This window comes from Pseudomonas sp. LBUM1655, from assembly GCF_059716085.1.
Map to the genome: position 1 here is coordinate 3,797,751 of NZ_CP166801.1, position 16,802 is coordinate 3,814,552.

Consider the following 16,802-nt stretch of genomic DNA (forward strand, 5'->3'; position numbering starts at 1 on the left):
TGTTCGAACTCATCGGAATAGACTCGACTCCAACGATTATTGGTTTCAGGAGTCTTGAACATGGGTTTGTTAGTCGATGGCCACTGGCAGGACAAGTGGTACGAAAGCAGCAAGGACGGCGCGTTCCAGCGCGAACAGGCGCAACGCCGCAACTGGGTCACCGCTGACGGCCAACCTGGCTCTAGCGGTGAAGGCGGTTTTGCCGCCGAAGCCGGGCGCTATCACCTCTACGTTTCGCTCGCCTGTCCGTGGGCGCATCGCACGCTGATCCTGCGCAAACTCAAAGGCCTGGAAAGTCTGATCGACGTTTCCGTGGTCAGTTGGTTGATGCTGGAAAACGGCTGGACCTTCGACAAGGCTCTCGGCTCGACCGGCGACAAGCTCGATCACTTCGACTTCATGCACCAGCGCTACACCGCCGACACGCCCGACTACACCGGCCGCGTCACCGTACCGGTGCTGTGGGACAAAAAGCTCAAGCGCATTGTCAGCAACGAATCGGCTGAGATCATCCGCATGTTCAACAGCGCGTTTGATGATCTGACTGGCAATGATCTGGACTTCTATCCTGCTCCGCTGCGTGGTGAGATTGATGCGCTGAACGAGCGAATCTATCCAGCCGTAAACAACGGCGTCTATCGCGCCGGGTTCGCCACGTCACAACAAGCGTATGAGGAAGCGTTCGATGAGGTGTTTGCCGAACTCGATCACTTGGAGCGGATGCTGGGTGCCAACCGTTATCTGAGTGGTGAATACCTGACTGAAGCGGATATTCGCCTTTTCACCACGATTATTCGCTTCGACGCGGTGTATCACGGGCACTTCAAGTGCAACATGCGGCGCATTGCCGATTATCCGAACTTATCGAACTGGCTGCGTGAGTTGTATCAGTGGCCGGGGATTGCCGAGACGGTGGATTTCCAGCACATCAAAAATCACTACTACGGCAGCCACAAGACCATCAATCCGACGGGGGTTGTGCCGAAGGGGCCGGAGCAGGATTTCACTGTGGCTCATGATCGGGCGCGGTTGGGTGGGAAAGGAGTTTGGCAGAGGGGTTAACAGCTAAAAGCAAAAGATCGTCCGAAGGCTCGGGCCGCGATCGGACGATCTTTTGATTTAGCTCAGACCTGCGCCTGAGCCCCTTCAAACCACGCCAGTTTCTCGCGTAGTTTCACCACTTCGCCGACGATCACCAGCGTCGGGGCATGCACTTCATGCTCCGCCACCATTCGCGGCAAATCGGCCAGCGTGCCAGTGAAGACCCGCTGATTGACCGTGGTGCCCTGCTGAATCAGTGCCGCCGGGGTATCCGCCGAACGGCCATGCTTGATCAACTGCTCACAGATCACCGGCAAACCCACCAGTCCCATGTAGAACACCAGCGTCTGCGCCGGAGCGACAAGGTCGGCCCATGGCAGATCGGTGGAACCGTCCTTCAAGTGCCCGGTGACAAAGCGCACTGACTGCGCGTAATCACGGTGGGTCAGCGGAATCCCGGCATACGCCGCACAACCGCTGGCTGCCGTAATACCCGGCACCACCTGGAATGGAATTCCGTGGGCTGCCAGCTCTTCGATCTCTTCGCCGCCCCGGCCGAAGATGAACGGATCACCGCCCTTCAACCGCACCACACGCTTGCCGGCCTTGGCCAGATCGACCAGTTGCTGGTTGATCTGATCCTGAGGCACCGCGTGATCGGCGCGACGCTTGCCGACGTAAACCCGCTCGGCGTCGCGACGGCACAGGTCAAGAATAGCCGGCGCGACCAAACGGTCGTACAGCACCACATCGGCCTGTTGCATCAGACGCAGCGCACGGAAGGTCAGCAGATCCGGGTCACCCGGCCCTGCTCCCACCAGATACACCTCACCCGTGGTGATGTCGGCCTCGCCATCGATCTTCGCTTGCAGCAGACGCTCGGCTTCGGCGCCCTGCCCGGCCAGTTGCCGGTCGGCAATCGGGCCTTGGAATACGTCTTCCCAGAACCCGCGACGCTGCTGCACATCCGGAAACAGGTTTTTCACCTGATTACGGAAACGCGCGGCCAGCCCAGCCAGTTGGCCATAGGTGGAAGGAATCCAGGTTTCAATCTTGGCGCGAATCAAGCGCGCCAGCACCGGCGCATCGCCGCCGCTGGAAATTGCGACGATCAGCGGCGAGCGATCGACGATCGCCGGGAAGATCACGCTGCACAGGGCAGGTGCGTCGACCACGTTGACCGGCACGCAACGCCGATGAGCATCGGTGGAAACCTGGGCGTTCAGCGTTTCGTCATCGGTGGCGGCAATGATCAGCACGCAACCATCCATATCCGCCTCAACGTAACCGCGCAACAGACACTCGCCACCACTGGCGACAACCAATTCACGCAGTTGCGTTTCGATTTCAGGTGCGACCACCCGCAGCAGCGCACCGGCTTCGGCCAGCAGGCGGGATTTGCGCAAGGCAATTTCCCCCCCACCGACGACCAACACACGACTGCCGCGCAGGTTGTGAAACAGCGGCAGATATTTCATTTAGCCGATGACCTCAAGGCCACCCATGTACGGCTTGAGCACGTCCGGCACACGGATCGAACCGTCCGCCTGCTGGTAGTTTTCCAGCACCGCAACCAGGGTACGACCGACGGCCAGGCCGGAACCGTTCAAGGTGTGTACCAACTCAGGCTTGCCGGTTTCCGGGTTGCGGAAACGCGCCTGCATGCGGCGGGCCTGGAAGTCGCCACAGTTGGAGCACGACGAGATTTCGCGGTATTTGTCCTGGCTCGGAATCCACACTTCGAGGTCGTAAGTCTTGACCGCACTGAAGCCCATGTCGCCGGTGCACAGTGCCAGGGTGCGGTAAGGCAGGCCAAGCAGTTGCAGAACTTTCTCGGCGTTGGCGGTCAGACCTTCCAGCGCTTCCATCGAGGTCGATGGCTCAACGATCTGGACCATTTCAACCTTGTCGAACTGGTGCTGGCGGATCATGCCGCGAGTATCGCGACCCGACGCGCCGGCTTCACTGCGGAAGCACGGGGTGTGCGCAACGAACTTGATCGGCAGCAGTTTCGAATCGACGATTTCGCCAGCGACGATGTTGGTCAGCGACACTTCGGCGGTCGGGATCAGGTACAGATCGGCTTCGCCTTCGCGAGCGATCTTGAACAGGTCTTCTTCGAACTTCGGCAGTTGACCGGTGCCTTGCAGTGCTGGCGCCTGAACCAGATAAGGCGTGTAAGCCTCTTCGTAACCGTGCTCGTTGACGTGCAGGTTGATCATGAACTGCGCCAGTGCGCGATGCAGACGGGCGATCGGGCCACGCAGCAGGGCGAAACGTGCGCCGGACAGCTTGGCGGCGGTTTCGAAATCCAGCCAGCCGAACTTCTCGCCCAGAGCGACGTGATCCTGTACCGGGAAATCGAAAGCAGTCGGCGTGCCCCAGCGGCGTACTTCGACGTTGTCATCTTCGTCCTTGCCGACCGGAACGGACTCGTGCGGCAGGTTCGGGATGCCGAGCAGGATCGAGTCCAGTTCGGTCTGGATCGCGTCCAGCTCGACTTTGCCGGCGCTCAATTCGCCCGCCATGCGCTCGACGTCCGCCATCAGCGGCGCGATGTCTTCGCCGCGCTGCTTGGCCTGACCGATGGATTTGGAACGCGCGTTACGCTCAGCCTGCAGTGCTTCGGTGCGGGTCTGGACGGTCTTGCGCTGTTCTTCCAGCGCTTCGATGCGCGCGGTATCCAGGGCAAAGCCACGGGAAGCCAGGCGGTCCGCTACGTCCTGAAGGTTGCTACGTAACAGTTTGGAATCGAGCATGTCGGTTTCTCGTTATCAAAGTTTGGTCAAGGACAGGCCGGCCCACGTCGCGAGCAGCCCGCCGAATACGCTGAGTGCCGCATAGCCCAGGGCCAGCAACACTTGCCCGCTTTCCAGCAGACGCACCGTATCCAGTGAAAAGGATGAAAAAGTCGTCAGCCCCCCGAGGAAGCCGACCATCAACCCGGCACGCACCTCGATCGGTACTTCCGGGCGTATCAAAAACAGGCCGTACAACACGCCAATCAACAGACAGCCCACGATATTAACGGCCAGCGTCGCCGTATAGAAGTGCCGAGGCCAATTGGCGTTGACCCAATTGCCGGTGGCGAAGCGCAACAAGGTGCCGGCGATCCCGCCGACGGAGACCGCAACGATCAATGGAATCACTATTTTCTCCGCTGCCGAGGGCTTAAACGGTCAAGTTGGGCGAGGTGGTTGAGTTTCTCGCCGATCTTCAATTCCAGGCCGCGTGGCACTGGTTGATAGAACGGAATCGGCTCGAGCTCTTCCGGGAAATAGTCTTCGCCGGCAGCATAAGCATCCGGCTCATCGTGGGCATAACGGTATTCGTCGCCGTAACCCAGTTGTTTCATCAGTTTGGTCGGCGCGTTGCGCAGGTGCAGCGGGACTTCCAGCGAGCCATTTTCTGCGGCGGCGCGCAATGCAGTCTTGAACCCCATGTACACCGCGTTGCTTTTTGGCGCGCAGGCCAGATACGTGATGGCCTGCGCCACGGCCAACTCGCCTTCCGGGCTACCGAGGCGCTCCTGCACTTCCCACGCTGCCAGACACAGGCTCAGCGCACGCGGGTCGGCGTTGCCGATGTCTTCGCTGGCCATGCGCACTACGCGCCGGGCCAGGTACAGCGGATCGCAACCACCATCGATCATCCGTGCGAACCAGTACAGCGCGCCGTCAGGATTGGAGCCGCGCACCGATTTGTGCAAAGCGGAAATCTGGTCATAGAACGCTTCGCCACCCTTGTCGAAACGTCGACGGGTGTCGCCGAGCAGACTTTGCAGAAGCTCGGTACCGATCTCGCTATCGTCTTCGGCCAGGTCCGAGGCGTTCTCCAGCAGATTGAGCAGGCGCCGACCATCGCCATCGGCGGCGGACAGCAGCATCTGAAAGCCTTCGTCGCTCAACGTCAGGTTGCGCTTGCCCAGGCCGCGCTCTTCGGTCAGCGCGCGATGCACCAGTTTGCGTAGCGCCGCTTCGTCGAGGCTTTTCAGCACATAGACACGGGCTCGCGACAGCAAAGCGTTGTTCAGTTCGAACGAAGGGTTTTCGGTGGTCGCGCCGATGAAGATCAGCGTGCCGTCTTCAACGTAGGGCAGGAACGCGTCCTGCTGGGATTTGTTGAAACGGTGCACTTCATCGACGAACAAAATGGTGCGTTTGCCGTACTGGCCGGCCTGCTGCTTGGCGATTTCAACGGCCTGACGGATCTCCTTGACCCCGGCGAGGACCGCCGAGACCGTTTCGAAGTGTGCATCCGAGACTTCTGCCAGCAACCGCGCCAACGTGGTCTTGCCCACGCCCGGCGGGCCCCAGAAGATCATCGAATGCAGGGCACCCTGCTCCAGCGCCTCACGCAGAGGCTTGCCGCGAGCGAGCACGTGCTCCTGACCGACGTACTCATCCAGATTGGTCGCACGCAAACGCGCGGCCAGCGGCTGGGCAATCGGTGCACTGCGAAACAGATCCATCACGTACCGTTAAAACCTCGGTTATTACGATTTTTCAGACATGTAGGAAAACCTGTGGTGAGGGGATTTATCTCCTCACCACAAAAGCCCCATCACAGAGCCTATGCGTTATTCCTGGATAACGTCAGCGCCCTTCGGGATATCGAACTTGAACTTCGACGCTGGAACCGGCTCGTTGGCCTTCACCCCGGTGAACAGGATGTTGGTGCGCTGACCGACGCTGTCGATCAGTTGCATGTCATTGAGCAGACCGTTGCGGAACGACAGGCGCAGGTTGTCGAAAAGGGTGTCCTTGGTTTTCGGCTTGAGGGTGAAATCGATCACGCCGCCCGCCTCTTTCGCGCTGATGTCGAAGCTCTGGCTGATCTTCGACACATCACCGGACAGCAGCAGCGCCGGGGTCTGGGTCAGACGCTCGTCGAGCTTCTTGATGGTTGCCTGTTCCAGATCCGGGTCCCACAGGGTGACTTTCTTGCCATCGGAGACCATGGTCTGCTCGGCCGGCGCATTGGTGTGCCAGTAGAACAGGCCCGGACGCTGCAAGGTCATGTCGCCAGTGGTTTCCTGCAACTGAGTACCGCTGCCGTCGAGGGTCAGCTGCGAGAAGTTCGCGCTCAGGGTCTTGGATGTTTCAAGCAATTGGGTCAGACGAGCCACGTCCTTGTCATCGGCGTGGGCCGTGAGTGTGGTCAAAGCCAGTACTGGCAGCAGCATGCGGATAAGACGCATGGGAGTCCTCTTGAATACTCGTGGGAAAGCGGCGGCACATCATTGTCCCGCCTGTTGCTTTTGGGGTCAGTCGCGTACCGGGCCGGGAGCCAGGACTTCACGCGAGCCGTTGGTGTTCATTGATGTGACGACGCCAGCCATTTCCATGGCTTCGATCATCCGTGCGGCACGGTTGTAGCCGATCTTCAGCTTGCGCTGCACCGCAGAGATCGAAGCCCTACGGCTTTCCAGTACAAACTGCACGGCTTCGTCATACAGCGCATCGGCTTCAGGATCATCGCCGTCGCCGCCACCGCTGCTGCCTTCAAAGCCGCTGCCTGCCTCTTCGACACCGTTAAGAATGTCATCGTTGTATTCCGGTGCGCCGCGCAGTTTCCAAGCCTCGACTACACGGTGAACTTCTTCGTCGGAAACGAACGCGCCGTGAACCCGGATCGGCAGGCTGGTGCCCGGTGGCATGTAGAGCATGTCACCGTGGCCGAGCAATTGTTCGGCGCCGCCCTGGTCGATAATGGTCCGCGAGTCGATCTTGCTCGACACCTGGAACGCCATTCGGGTCGGAATGTTGGCCTTGATCAGACCGGTGATCACGTCCACCGACGGCCGCTGGGTCGCAAGGATCAAGTGAATACCCGCCGCCCGCGCTTTCTGTGCGATACGGGCGATCAGTTCTTCAACCTTCTTGCCGACGATCATCATCATGTCGGCGAATTCGTCGACGACCACGACGATGGTCGGCAGCTTCTGCAACAGCGGCGCTTCGTCGTGAATGCTTTCGCGTTTGTACAGCGGATCGCTCAATGGCTCGCCGGCGTCCTGGGCTTCCTTGACCTTGGCGTTGAAGCCGGACAGGTTACGCACGCCCATCTTCGCCATCAGCTTGTAGCGACGCTCCATCTCGGCGACGCTCCAGCGCAGGGCGTTGGCGGCGTCCTTCATGTCGGTCACCACCGGGCACAGCAAGTGCGGAATGCCTTCGTAGATCGACAGTTCCAACATTTTCGGGTCGATCATGATCAGCTTGGCGTCTTCCGGGCCGGACTTGAACAGGATCGACAGGATCATCGCGTTCACGCCCACCGACTTACCGGAACCGGTCGTACCCGCCACCAGCAAGTGCGGCATCTTCGCCAGATCGGTAATAACCGGTTTGCCGCCGATGTCGTGGCCCAAAGCCAAAGTGACCGGCGACTTGAAGTTGTCGTACTCGGGGGTCGACAGCACTTCGGAGAAACGCACGATCTGCCGGTCTTCGTTCGGGATCTCGATACCGACCGTGGTCTTGCCCGGAATCACCTCGACCACACGCACACTGGTCACGGCCAGGGAGCGCGCGAGGTCCTTCGCGAGGTTGGAAATGCGGCTGACTTTTACGCCGGCGGCAGGCTGGATTTCGTAACGGGTAATCACCGGGCCCGGGTGAATCGAATCCACCGTGACCTCGACACCGAACTCCTTGAGCTTGATCTCCAGCAAGTGGCCGACCGCAGCCAGAGACTCCGGCGAGTAATTGAGTTGTTTCTTTTCCGCAGGATCGAGGATCGAGATCGGTGGCAAGGTACCTTCCACAGCGCTGTCGACGAACAGCGGTGCCTGCTTCTCTTTCTGTACGCGCTTGCTTGGCTCGGGCGCCTTGACGGGAGCCGGTGCAATAACCGGCGGCACCTGCTTCTCGCGGTCGGACATGTGCTTGCTCAGGGCCTGCTCACGTTCGATCAGGCGCTCCTTGACCTTGGCCTGCTCGCGCTTGTCGGTGACAGTCGGTGCGACCACATCGTGCACGCGGTCATCGACTTCACGCAGTTGCGCCACCAGTTGCTTGCGTTCGGTACGCGCTGACCACCAGCGGTTGAGCGCGCCCTGGAACAGTTCGAACAGATCGAGGGTGATCTTGCCGGTGATGTCCATCACCTTGAACCACGACAGATCGGTGAATACGGTCAGGCCGAACAGGAACAGCGCAATGAACAGCAATGTGCTGCCCTGAATATTCAGCGCGTTTTTGGCCAGATCGCCAAGACTTTCGCCCAACGCACCACCCGCGCCGGCCGGCAGACCGGTGGCGGCGTGAAAGTGAATATGCGCCAGCGCAGCGCCAGACAGCACCAAAAACACCAGACCGATCAGGCGCCAGGAAAACAGCCAGCCGCTCCACTGCCACGGTTCGTGGCGTTGGCGGAAGATCTGGTACGCCTTGATCGCCAGCAGCAACGGGAAGATATAGGCGAAATAGCCGAGCACCATGAACAAAATGTCGGCGCTGTAGGAGCCCGCCGGGCCGCCGAAATTCTGCACGTCGTCGATCTTGCTGTTGTGGCTCCAGCCCGGGTCGTCCTTGCCGTAGGTCAGCAAGGCCATCATCAGGAACAGGCACAAGGCGCCGATGGCGATCAATGCACCTTCCTTGAGTCGGTAGTGCAACTGCTGCCGCCAGAGCGGAACGACTGTTTTTGGTGCTTCGGTGGATTTCTTCAAAACGCTACTTTTCCTGCGCCCGAGGCGCGTCCATCTATTGAATGACGATAAAAACTGCCCAATCCAGGCAGGTAAAAAAGTTGAAGGGCACAACAGAGACTACTTTTAACACTGTGCTGCCGATTTTATAAATACAGCTACAAACACGGCGCGCAGCGAATATTCTGTAACAGCCCGGCATTGTACGGGTTTGTGCGTCTGATGCCATGCTTCAAAGCCCAGTGTTGAGCATAGCCAAGCGTACAAAACCTGTGCGGCAATTTGAGCATGCATTACCTTTTGTGACAAAGGCTTATGAGGTGTATTTGATGAACGTAGCGAAGCATTGCCAGGCCAGTTGCGAGCCAGCCCGCAGCGCTCGCTTACGACCGCAGCAAGCTCGCCAAGTTGCAGCCCTGCCTGCGTCAAGCAGGATCGGCACGACATTCGTGTCATTTAACGGCACACTTTAGCGCGGGCCGAACAGCCCGCACCGCCCTCCCCTTCCGCAAGCCTGGATGCCATGCTGACTTGGTTACAACGCAACTCCCTGACTTTTCCGCCGCTGGAAAAGGCCATGCGCGACCCCAATGGATTGCTCGCCGCCGGCGGCGACTTGTCCGCCGATCGCCTGATTCAGGCATATCGCCATGGCTGCTTCCCCTGGTTTTCCGAAGGCCAGCCGATTCTGTGGTGGTCGCCTGACCCACGCACCGTACTGTTTCCCGACGAACTGCATGTTTCGCGCAGCCTGGGCAAATTGCTGCGCCAGCAACGCTACCAAGTAACCTTCGATCAGGACTTCGACGCAGTGATCCGCGCCTGCGCGGCGCCACGGGATTACGCCGACGGCACCTGGATCACTGAAGCCATGCAGGATGCTTACGTAGAGTTGCACCGGCGCGGCTTCGCCCATTCTGTGGAAGTCTGGGATGAGGGCGAACTCGTCGGCGGCCTGTACGGGCTGGCGATGGGGCAGTTATTTTTCGGTGAGTCGATGTTCAGCCGTGCCGACAATGCCTCCAAATACGGCTTTGCCACGCTGGTGCGACACCTGCAAGACTCGGGCTTCGTGCTGATTGATTGCCAGATGCCGACCGATCATCTGCACAGTCTCGGCGCACGGGCGATTCCCCGCTTCGAGTTCGCCGACTATCTGGCCCGACACCTGGATCAACCCAGTCGTGCCACTTGGGTTTGCTGAGCGACTTTTGCGCGCGTGGCTTACACTTAATTCACCAGCTTATCCCGAGGGTTGATCATGACCGAGTTGGCGCGTTTGAAGTTCTATGCCACTCAACCTCACTCTTGCAGTTATCTGCCCGAGGAGCAGGCCACGACCCTGTTTCTCGACCCGAGCCAGCCCATGGATGTGCATGTCTACGCAGACCTGTCGGAAATGGGCTTTCGTCGCAGCGGCGACCATCTGTATCGGCCCCATTGCCAGAACTGCAATGCGTGCGTGCCTGCGCGCATTCCGGTGTCGCAGTTCATTCCCAATCGCCAGCAGAAGCGCATTTTCAGGCGCAACACCGATTTGCAGGTGCGCCCGGCGAAACCCCAGTTCAGTGAAGAATATTTCGATCTGTACCAACGCTATATCGAACAGCGCCACGCCGACGGCGACATGTACCCGCCGAGCCGTGATCAATTTTCGACCTTTCTGGTACGCGACCTGCCCTTCTCCCGTTTCTACGAGTTCCGTCTCGACGGACGGTTGCTGGCCGTAGCGGTGACCGATTTACTGCCTAACGGCTTGTCGGCGGTCTACACGTTTTACGAACCGGCCGAAGAACGCCGCAGCCTGGGACGCTTTGCCATTCTTTGGCAAATTGCCGAGAGCCAGCGCCTCGGGCTTGAGGCGGTTTACCTGGGTTACTGGATCAAGAACTGCAAAAAGATGAACTACAAGACGCAATATCGCCCCATCGAACTGCTGATTAATCAGCGCTGGGTGATCCTGAACTAAACCCAAACCCTAAACCCCTTGGCGTAAACCCCATTTTTCGGGCACAATGCACGCCGCTTTTGCCTGGCGCAGTTGCACCGGGCCATTCATTGGATACCGAGGGCTTTACTGCATGTCGAAAGAAGACAGCTTCGAAATGGAAGGCACTGTCGTCGACACCCTGCCCAACACCATGTTTCGTGTGGAGTTGGAAAATGGGCACGTCGTAACCGCGCATATTTCCGGCAAGATGCGCAAGAACTACATTCGTATTCTTACCGGTGACAAAGTGCGCGTCGAGCTGACGCCCTATGACTTGAGCAAAGGGCGCATTACTTACCGCGCTCGTTAATCAAGTCAATACAAGACGCCCGGCTTTGCCGGGCGTTTTTGTTTGTCTGCGGTTTAGGGGTTTGGTTTTTTTGGGGGGGGGGCATATCCGTTGCTGCGGGTGCTGCCGCTGGCGGTTTCGCTCTTACAGCGAGTCCCTTTTTCAAACGCCAAAAAGGAACCAAAAGGCTTTTGCCCCGGCGTACGGCACTTCGCTGAGGCTCAGTGTTCCCTCGCTACGGTGTCCATCCGGGGGCATCGCCTACGGTTTGCTTCGCTGCACCTCCTCTCGATGTGTGCGGCTTCGCCGCACGGCGCTACGCGCCTAACCCCCGGATGAACACCTACGCTCGGCCTGCCGAAGGGGCAAAAGAGCAAAAACAACATCAAAAGCAAGAGCCAGAGCCAGAGCCAGAGCCAGAGCCAAATCAAAAGATCGTCCGATCGCGGCACGAGCCTTCGGCAGCTCCTACAGGGAATGAGTAGACACGTCAGAGCTTGGTCGGCTATCAGGCCGCCATCGCTGGCAAGCCAGCTCCCACAAGGAATTGAGTACACCCCGCACGCGGCGCATGCCGCCCCACTCAACACAATGAGCGTTAGCTCGAGTAAAGCTCTTGATCTGAAGGCCCGTCGGAAGGCTGAGTGGAGGGATTGATCCGGGGGGTGGGAGCGCAGCGACCGTTTGGCGCAGCCAAACACATCGAGAGGAGGTGCAGCGAAGCAAACCGGAGGCGATGCGCCCGGATCAATCCCGCAGCGAAGGAACCCGAGCCTAAGCGAGGGCCGTACGCCAGGGCACAGACCTTTGGTTACTTTGGGGCGTTTGCCAAAGTGACCCGCCGTAAGGGCGGAACCCTAAGAAGCCATCACCGCAGCAACGGATATACACCCAAAAACACCAGACAACAAAAAGGCGCCCGAAGGCGCCTTTTACTTACAACCAGCCGTCAGGCCATTTCAGCAGTAGTCTCGAAGTCGAACGTCAACTCCCCGTCCTTGATGTCGATGTGAACCACACCGCCATGCTCGGCCAGCTCGCCAAACAGAATCTCCTCCGCCAGCGGACGCTTGATCTTGTCCTGAATCAGACGCGCCATCGGACGAGCGCCCATTGCCGCATCATAACCACCCGCCGCCAGCCAGCTACGCGCCGCATCGGTGACTTCCAGGAGTACCCGCTTGTCTTCCAGCTGCGCCTGAAGCTCGGTAAGGAACTTGTCCACCACACTTTTGATGACCTCATGACTGAGGCGACCAAACTGGATAATGGTGTCCAGACGGTTGCGGAATTCCGGCGTAAAGCTCTTCTTGATCACTTCCATCGCATCAGACGAGTGGTCCTGATGGGTGAAACCGATCGAAGCGCGTGCTGCCGTTTCGGCACCGGCGTTGGTGGTCATGATCACGATCACATTGCGGAAGTCCGCCTTGCGCCCGTTGTTGTCGGTGAGCGTGCCATGGTCCATCACCTGCAGAAGCAAGTTGAAGACTTCCGGGTGCGCCTTCTCGATTTCATCGAGCAGCAATACGCAGTGCGGCTGCTTGGTGATCGCTTCGGTCAACAGACCGCCCTGATCAAACCCGACATACCCCGGAGGCGCACCGATCAGACGCGATACAGTGTGGCGCTCCATGTACTCGGACATGTCGAAGCGAACCAGCTCGATCCCCAACGCCTTGGCCAATTGGCGCGCGGCTTCGGTTTTACCGACACCGGTCGGTCCGGCGAACAGGAACGAACCAACTGGCTTGTCAGGCGACTTGAGGCCGGCACGGGACAGCTTGATCGCGGTAGACAGCGAATCGATCGCCGCGTCCTGACCAAACACCGTCAGTTTCAGGTCACGCTCCAGGTTACGCAGCAGTTCCTTGTCGGAACTGGTCACGTGCTTCGGAGGAATCCGCGCGATCTTCGCCACAATATCTTCAACCTGTGGCACTTCAATGCGCTTCACGCGTTTTTCGACCGGCTGCAGACGCTGATAGGCACCCGCCTCGTCGATCACATCGATGGCCTTGTCCGGCATGTGCCGGTCATTGATGTAGCGCGATGCCAGTTCAGCGGCAGCGCGCAACGACTCATCACTGTATTCGATGTTGTGGTGCGCTTCGAAACGCCCTTTCAGACCGCGCAGGATACCGATGGTGTCTTCCACCGACGGCTCGACGACATCGACCTTCTGGAAGCGACGCGCCAGGGCTCGATCCTTCTCGAAGATGCCACGGAATTCCTGGAACGTGGTCGAGCCGATGCAACGAATGTCGCCAGACGACAGCAGCGGCTTGAGCAGGTTCGAAGCATCCATCACGCCGCCGGACGCAGCACCCGCACCAATGATGGTGTGGATCTCGTCAATGAACAGGATGGCCTGCGGACGTTTTTTCAGCTCATTGAGCAGCGCCTTGAAGCGCTTCTCGAAATCACCACGATATTTGGTGCCTGCGAGCAGAGCACCGAGATCGAGCGAGTAGACAACGCTGTTGGCCAGCAAATCAGGCACCTGGTTGTCGACAATGCGCTTGGCCAAGCCTTCGGCAATCGCGGTTTTGCCCACTCCTGCCTCGCCGACCAGCAGCGGATTGTTTTTGCGCCGACGCGCGAGAATCTGCGCGACACGCTCGACTTCCGATTCGCGGCCGACCAGCGGATCAATACGACCCTGGCGCGCGAGTTCGTTGAGGTTGCTGGCATAAGCATCCAGAGGATTGCCTGAAGAAGAAGACTCACCGCCCTCATCGTCCTGCATATCTTGTTCACCTTCAGAGTGATCGCCATGCCCCGGCACTTTGGAAATGCCATGAGCGATGTAGTTGACGACATCAATGCGCGCAACGCTCTGCTGTTTCAGCAGAAACACTGCCTGACTCTCTTGCTCACTGAAGATTGCAACCAGCACATTGGCGCCAGTCACTTCACGCTTGCCCGAGCTCTGTACGTGGAAAACAGCACGTTGCAGTACACGCTGGAAGCCCAGGGTTGGCTGGGTTTCGCGATCTTCGTCATGAACGGGGATCAAAGGCGTGGTGGAGTCGATGAACTCCTGCAGGTCGTGCTTGAGTTTGTCGAGGTTTGCGCCGCAGGCACGCAAAACGGTGGCGGCAGCCTCATTGTCCAATAGGGCCAGCAGCAGGTGTTCGACGGTCATGAATTCATGACGTTTCGAACGAGCCTCCTTGAAGGCTAGATTGAGGGTGACTTCGAGCTCGCGGTTTAACATAGCTTCACCTCATACCCAAGTGGTCGGCGATTAACCGTCCTTCTCGATTTCACAGAGTAGCGGATGCTGGCTTTCCCTGGCGTACTGGTTGACCTGCATGGCCTTTGTCTCGGCGATGTCGCGGGTAAACACTCCACATACGGCCCGCCCTTCTGTGTGGACGGCCAGCATGACCTTGGTCGCCAGCTCGCGATTCAGGTTAAAAAACACCTCGAGCACTTCGACGACGAAATCCATCGGTGTGTAGTCATCGTTGAACAAAACCACCTTGTACATCGGCGGCGCCTGTAACGCAGGCTTTGCTTCCTGAACAGCAACGCCTGCCGAATCGTCGTCGTGCTCCTCTGGAAGATCCTTTTGGAGAAGCGGGCGATCCTGATTGAATGTTAGTCGAATCTGGCTGATTGCATGCATGGAAAGAAAGGTTCGTCAGTTGTGCAAATACAGTGGTGGGGGCGGCAGCACACGTTTTCAACTCCGACTGCCCGGTCACCTTGACTATCGGGAAAACGGTGTTACAACCAATAGAGCCCACAGTGGGTAAAAAAGATCCGCGGAGTCAATCCTTTTAACGGATTAGATTGCGGATGACTTGGATGATACTCCAGCGATGGAGTCTGTTGCAGAGGGATTTGAGCATGGCTGTCGGCAAGGTGAAATGGTTCAACAATGCCAAGGGGTTCGGTTTCATTAATACCGACACCCACGAAGGTCGAGACGAGGACGGCAAAGAGATTGATTTCTTTGCGCATTACTCCGCTATCCAGATGGACGGATATAGAACCCTCAAGGCCGGGCAAACCGTGAGTTTTGATATTGTGCAAGGCCCCATAGGCCTGCATGCGCACAATATTGTACCTACCGAGACCGTGAAAGAAGCCGCTCCGGCCACCGCTCAGCAGCAATCAGTCACCAGCTGACGCAACAAAACCGCCCGCCATAAAAAAGCCGCCCGACTCGATCACTCGAGCCGGGCGGCTTCGTTACAACTGTTTTTATTACATGTGCGAAATCAGCGCATCACCGAAGCCAGAAGACGAAACCAGCTTGGCACCGTCCATCAGACGTTCGAAGTCATAGGTCACGGTTTTGGCACTGATGGCGCCGTTGGTGCCCTTGATGATCAGATCCGCCGCTTCGACCCAGCCCATGTGACGCAGCATCATTTCCGCTGACAAAATCAATGAGCCCGGGTTGACCTGATCCTTGCCGGCATACTTCGGCGCAGTGCCGTGGGTCGCTTCGAACATCGCCACGGTGTCGGACAGGTTGGCGCCCGGCGCAATACCGATACCACCCACTTCTGCCGCCAGGGCGTCGGAGAGGTAGTCGCCGTTGAGGTTGAGGGTCGCGATCACATCGTATTCGGCCGGGCGCAGCAGGATCTGCTGGAGCATGGCGTCGGCGATGGCATCCTTGACGACAACGTTCTTGCCGGTTTTCGGATTCTTGAACTGCATCCAAGGGCCACCGTCGAGCAGGGTCGCGCCGAACTCTTCGGCCGCCACTTCGTAGGCCCATTCCTTGAAGGCACCTTCGGTGAACTTCATGATGTTGCCTTTGTGCACGATGGTCAGCGAGTCGCGATCGTTATCGACCACATATTGCAGAGCCTTGCGCGCCAGACGCTTGGTGCCCTCTAAAGAAACCGGCTTGACGCCGATGCCGCAATTTTCGTCGAAACGGATCTTGGTGACACCCATTTCTTCTTTAAGGAATTTGATGACCTTGGTGGCTTCCGGCGAACCGGCCTTCCACTCGATACCGGCGTAAATGTCCTCGGAGTTTTCGCGGAAGATGGTCATGTCGACGTCGCCAGGCTTTTTCACCGGGCTAGGCACACCTTCGAACCAGCGCACCGGGCGCAGGCAGACGTATAGGTCGAGTTGCTGACGCAGGGCCACGTTCAGCGAGCGAATGCCCCCACCCACCGGAGTGGTCAGAGGGCCTTTGATGGAAACCACGTAATCCTTGACTGCGTCCAGCGTTTCCTGAGGCAGCCAGGTGTCCTGATCGTAAACCTGAGTGGCTTTTTCCCCGGCATAGACTTCCATCCAGGAAATCTTGCGCTTACCGCCGTATGCCTTTTGAACTGCAGCATCGACAACCTTGATCATCACCGGACTGATGTCGACACCAATGCCGTCACCTTCGATGAAGGGGATGATCGGGTTATCAGGAACATTGAGAGAATGGTCTGCATTGACGGAGATTTTGTCGCCGACGGCTGGAACCTGAATCTTCTTGTAACCCATGCTGAACTCCATTGTTTGGATTGAACATCTGGCTTGGTTCGAGCGTAACCCAGTTAAATCAACACGCAAACCCTCTGTTCACGGCGCGAGCACATCTGGTTTCGTACAAGCCTGAAAGCAAAGGGAAAAGCGCCAAACTCAAGCATTCGCGGCGACTCTACGCCTCACCCTGCCCTGCGACCTTTAGACCAATGGACGAGAATCGTTGCATATGAACCATCGGCAGATTGCCAGCTACCTATGTATAATGCCGCCCGCTGACCAAAGGGTCACGACGGCTGGCCTCTCTAGAACGAGACTTTCCGCCTGATTGGTTGAGCTGTTACCGCAGCCCGACCGCTTGACGCTCTACT

Annotated in this window: 14 protein-coding genes; 5 read left to right on the forward strand and 9 right to left on the reverse strand. The window is 58.3% G+C overall.

The window, feature by feature from the left end; all coding sequences use genetic code 11:
• Window positions 1–60: 60 nt before the first annotated feature.
• On the forward strand, window positions 61–1,062 hold the full coding sequence (locus tag ACA074_RS16995; protein WP_497677445.1) for a glutathione S-transferase family protein: 1,002 nt from the start codon (window positions 61–63) through the stop codon (window positions 1,060–1,062).
• A gap of 62 nt (window positions 1,063–1,124) precedes the next feature.
• On the opposite strand, the gene cysG is transcribed toward ACA074_RS16995, so the two are convergent.
• The 6 genes from cysG to ACA074_RS17025 form a co-directional block, all read right to left on the reverse strand.
• Entirely contained in the window at window positions 1,125–2,519 is a 1,395-nt protein-coding gene (gene cysG / locus ACA074_RS17000; protein WP_187678459.1) for a siroheme synthase CysG, read from the reverse strand.
• Window positions 2,520–3,800, reverse strand: a complete 1,281-nt coding sequence (gene serS, locus ACA074_RS17005; protein ID WP_187678460.1) for a serine--tRNA ligase — start codon at window positions 3,798–3,800, stop codon at window positions 2,520–2,522.
• Window positions 3,801–3,815: 15 nt separating this feature from the next.
• Entirely contained in the window at window positions 3,816–4,190 is a 375-nt protein-coding gene (gene crcB / locus ACA074_RS17010; protein ID WP_187678461.1) for a fluoride efflux transporter CrcB, read from the reverse strand.
• Window positions 4,190–5,512 (reverse strand): replication-associated recombination protein A, encoded by a 1,323-nt coding sequence (locus ACA074_RS17015; RefSeq protein ID WP_497677446.1) that lies wholly within the window; start codon window positions 5,510–5,512, stop codon window positions 4,190–4,192. Before ACA074_RS17015 ends, crcB begins: the two co-directional genes overlap by 1 nt.
• Window positions 5,513–5,620: 108 nt before the next feature.
• A complete protein-coding gene (gene lolA, locus ACA074_RS17020; protein ID WP_008087013.1) occupies window positions 5,621–6,241 on the reverse strand; it encodes an outer membrane lipoprotein periplasmic chaperone LolA in 621 nt (206 codons plus the stop codon).
• Between the two features lie 66 nt (window positions 6,242–6,307).
• Complete coding sequence (locus ACA074_RS17025; protein WP_187678463.1) at window positions 6,308–8,716, reverse strand: DNA translocase FtsK; 2,409 nt, start codon at window positions 8,714–8,716, stop codon at window positions 6,308–6,310.
• 502 nt (window positions 8,717–9,218) lie between these two features.
• Here ACA074_RS17025 and aat point away from each other — a divergent pair.
• From aat to infA, 3 genes are all read left to right on the forward strand, one after another.
• Window positions 9,219–9,899: a leucyl/phenylalanyl-tRNA--protein transferase gene (gene aat, locus ACA074_RS17030; RefSeq protein ID WP_489880252.1), complete on the forward strand. Its 681-nt coding sequence runs from the start codon at window positions 9,219–9,221 to the stop codon at window positions 9,897–9,899.
• Window positions 9,900–9,956: 57 nt separating this feature from the next.
• Entirely contained in the window at window positions 9,957–10,664 is a 708-nt protein-coding gene (locus ACA074_RS17035; RefSeq protein ID WP_187678465.1) for an arginyltransferase, read from the forward strand.
• Between the two features lie 112 nt (window positions 10,665–10,776).
• The gene (gene infA, locus ACA074_RS17040; RefSeq protein ID WP_002553999.1) at window positions 10,777–10,995 is read left to right on the forward strand and encodes a translation initiation factor IF-1; all 219 of its coding nucleotides are present in this window, start codon (window positions 10,777–10,779) and stop codon (window positions 10,993–10,995) included.
• 928 nt (window positions 10,996–11,923) lie between these two features.
• On the opposite strand, the gene clpA is transcribed toward infA, so the two are convergent.
• Window positions 11,924–14,194 (reverse strand): ATP-dependent Clp protease ATP-binding subunit ClpA, encoded by a 2,271-nt coding sequence (clpA, locus tag ACA074_RS17045; RefSeq protein WP_187678466.1) that lies wholly within the window; start codon window positions 14,192–14,194, stop codon window positions 11,924–11,926.
• A 30-nt stretch (window positions 14,195–14,224) separates the two neighbouring features.
• Complete coding sequence (gene clpS, locus ACA074_RS17050) at window positions 14,225–14,608, reverse strand: ATP-dependent Clp protease adapter ClpS (RefSeq protein ID WP_016987405.1); 384 nt, start codon at window positions 14,606–14,608, stop codon at window positions 14,225–14,227.
• A gap of 224 nt (window positions 14,609–14,832) precedes the next feature.
• Between clpS and ACA074_RS17055 the strand changes: the two genes are divergently transcribed.
• Window positions 14,833–15,114, forward strand: a complete 282-nt coding sequence (locus ACA074_RS17055; protein WP_497657606.1) for a cold shock domain-containing protein — start codon at window positions 14,833–14,835, stop codon at window positions 15,112–15,114.
• 78 nt (window positions 15,115–15,192) lie between these two features.
• Here ACA074_RS17055 and icd read toward each other — a convergent pair whose 3' ends face one another.
• On the reverse strand, window positions 15,193–16,449 hold the full coding sequence (icd, locus tag ACA074_RS17060; RefSeq protein ID WP_187678468.1) for an NADP-dependent isocitrate dehydrogenase: 1,257 nt from the start codon (window positions 16,447–16,449) through the stop codon (window positions 15,193–15,195).
• Between the last annotated feature and the right edge of the window lie 353 nt (window positions 16,450–16,802).

Coding starts and splice junctions, on each gene's coding strand:
- infA (WP_002553999.1), top strand. CDS start 10,777: ATGTCGAAAGAAGACAGCTTCGAAATGGAAGGCACTGTCGTCGACACC.
- serS (WP_187678460.1), bottom strand. CDS start 3,800: ATGCTCGATTCCAAACTGTTACGTAGCAACCTTCAGGACGTAGCGGAC.
- icd (WP_187678468.1), bottom strand. CDS start 16,449: ATGGGTTACAAGAAGATTCAGGTTCCAGCCGTCGGCGACAAAATCTCC.
- clpS (WP_016987405.1), bottom strand. CDS start 14,608: ATGCATGCAATCAGCCAGATTCGACTAACATTCAATCAGGATCGCCCG.
- ACA074_RS17015 (WP_497677446.1), bottom strand. CDS start 5,512: ATGGATCTGTTTCGCAGTGCACCGATTGCCCAGCCGCTGGCCGCGCGT.
- lolA (WP_008087013.1), bottom strand. CDS start 6,241: ATGCGTCTTATCCGCATGCTGCTGCCAGTACTGGCTTTGACCACACTC.
- ACA074_RS17035 (WP_187678465.1), top strand. CDS start 9,957: ATGACCGAGTTGGCGCGTTTGAAGTTCTATGCCACTCAACCTCACTCT.
- ACA074_RS17055 (WP_497657606.1), top strand. CDS start 14,833: ATGGCTGTCGGCAAGGTGAAATGGTTCAACAATGCCAAGGGGTTCGGT.
- ACA074_RS16995 (WP_497677445.1), top strand. CDS start 61: ATGGGTTTGTTAGTCGATGGCCACTGGCAGGACAAGTGGTACGAAAGC.
- aat (WP_489880252.1), top strand. CDS start 9,219: ATGCTGACTTGGTTACAACGCAACTCCCTGACTTTTCCGCCGCTGGAA.
- clpA (WP_187678466.1), bottom strand. CDS start 14,194: ATGTTAAACCGCGAGCTCGAAGTCACCCTCAATCTAGCCTTCAAGGAG.
- cysG (WP_187678459.1), bottom strand. CDS start 2,519: ATGAAATATCTGCCGCTGTTTCACAACCTGCGCGGCAGTCGTGTGTTG.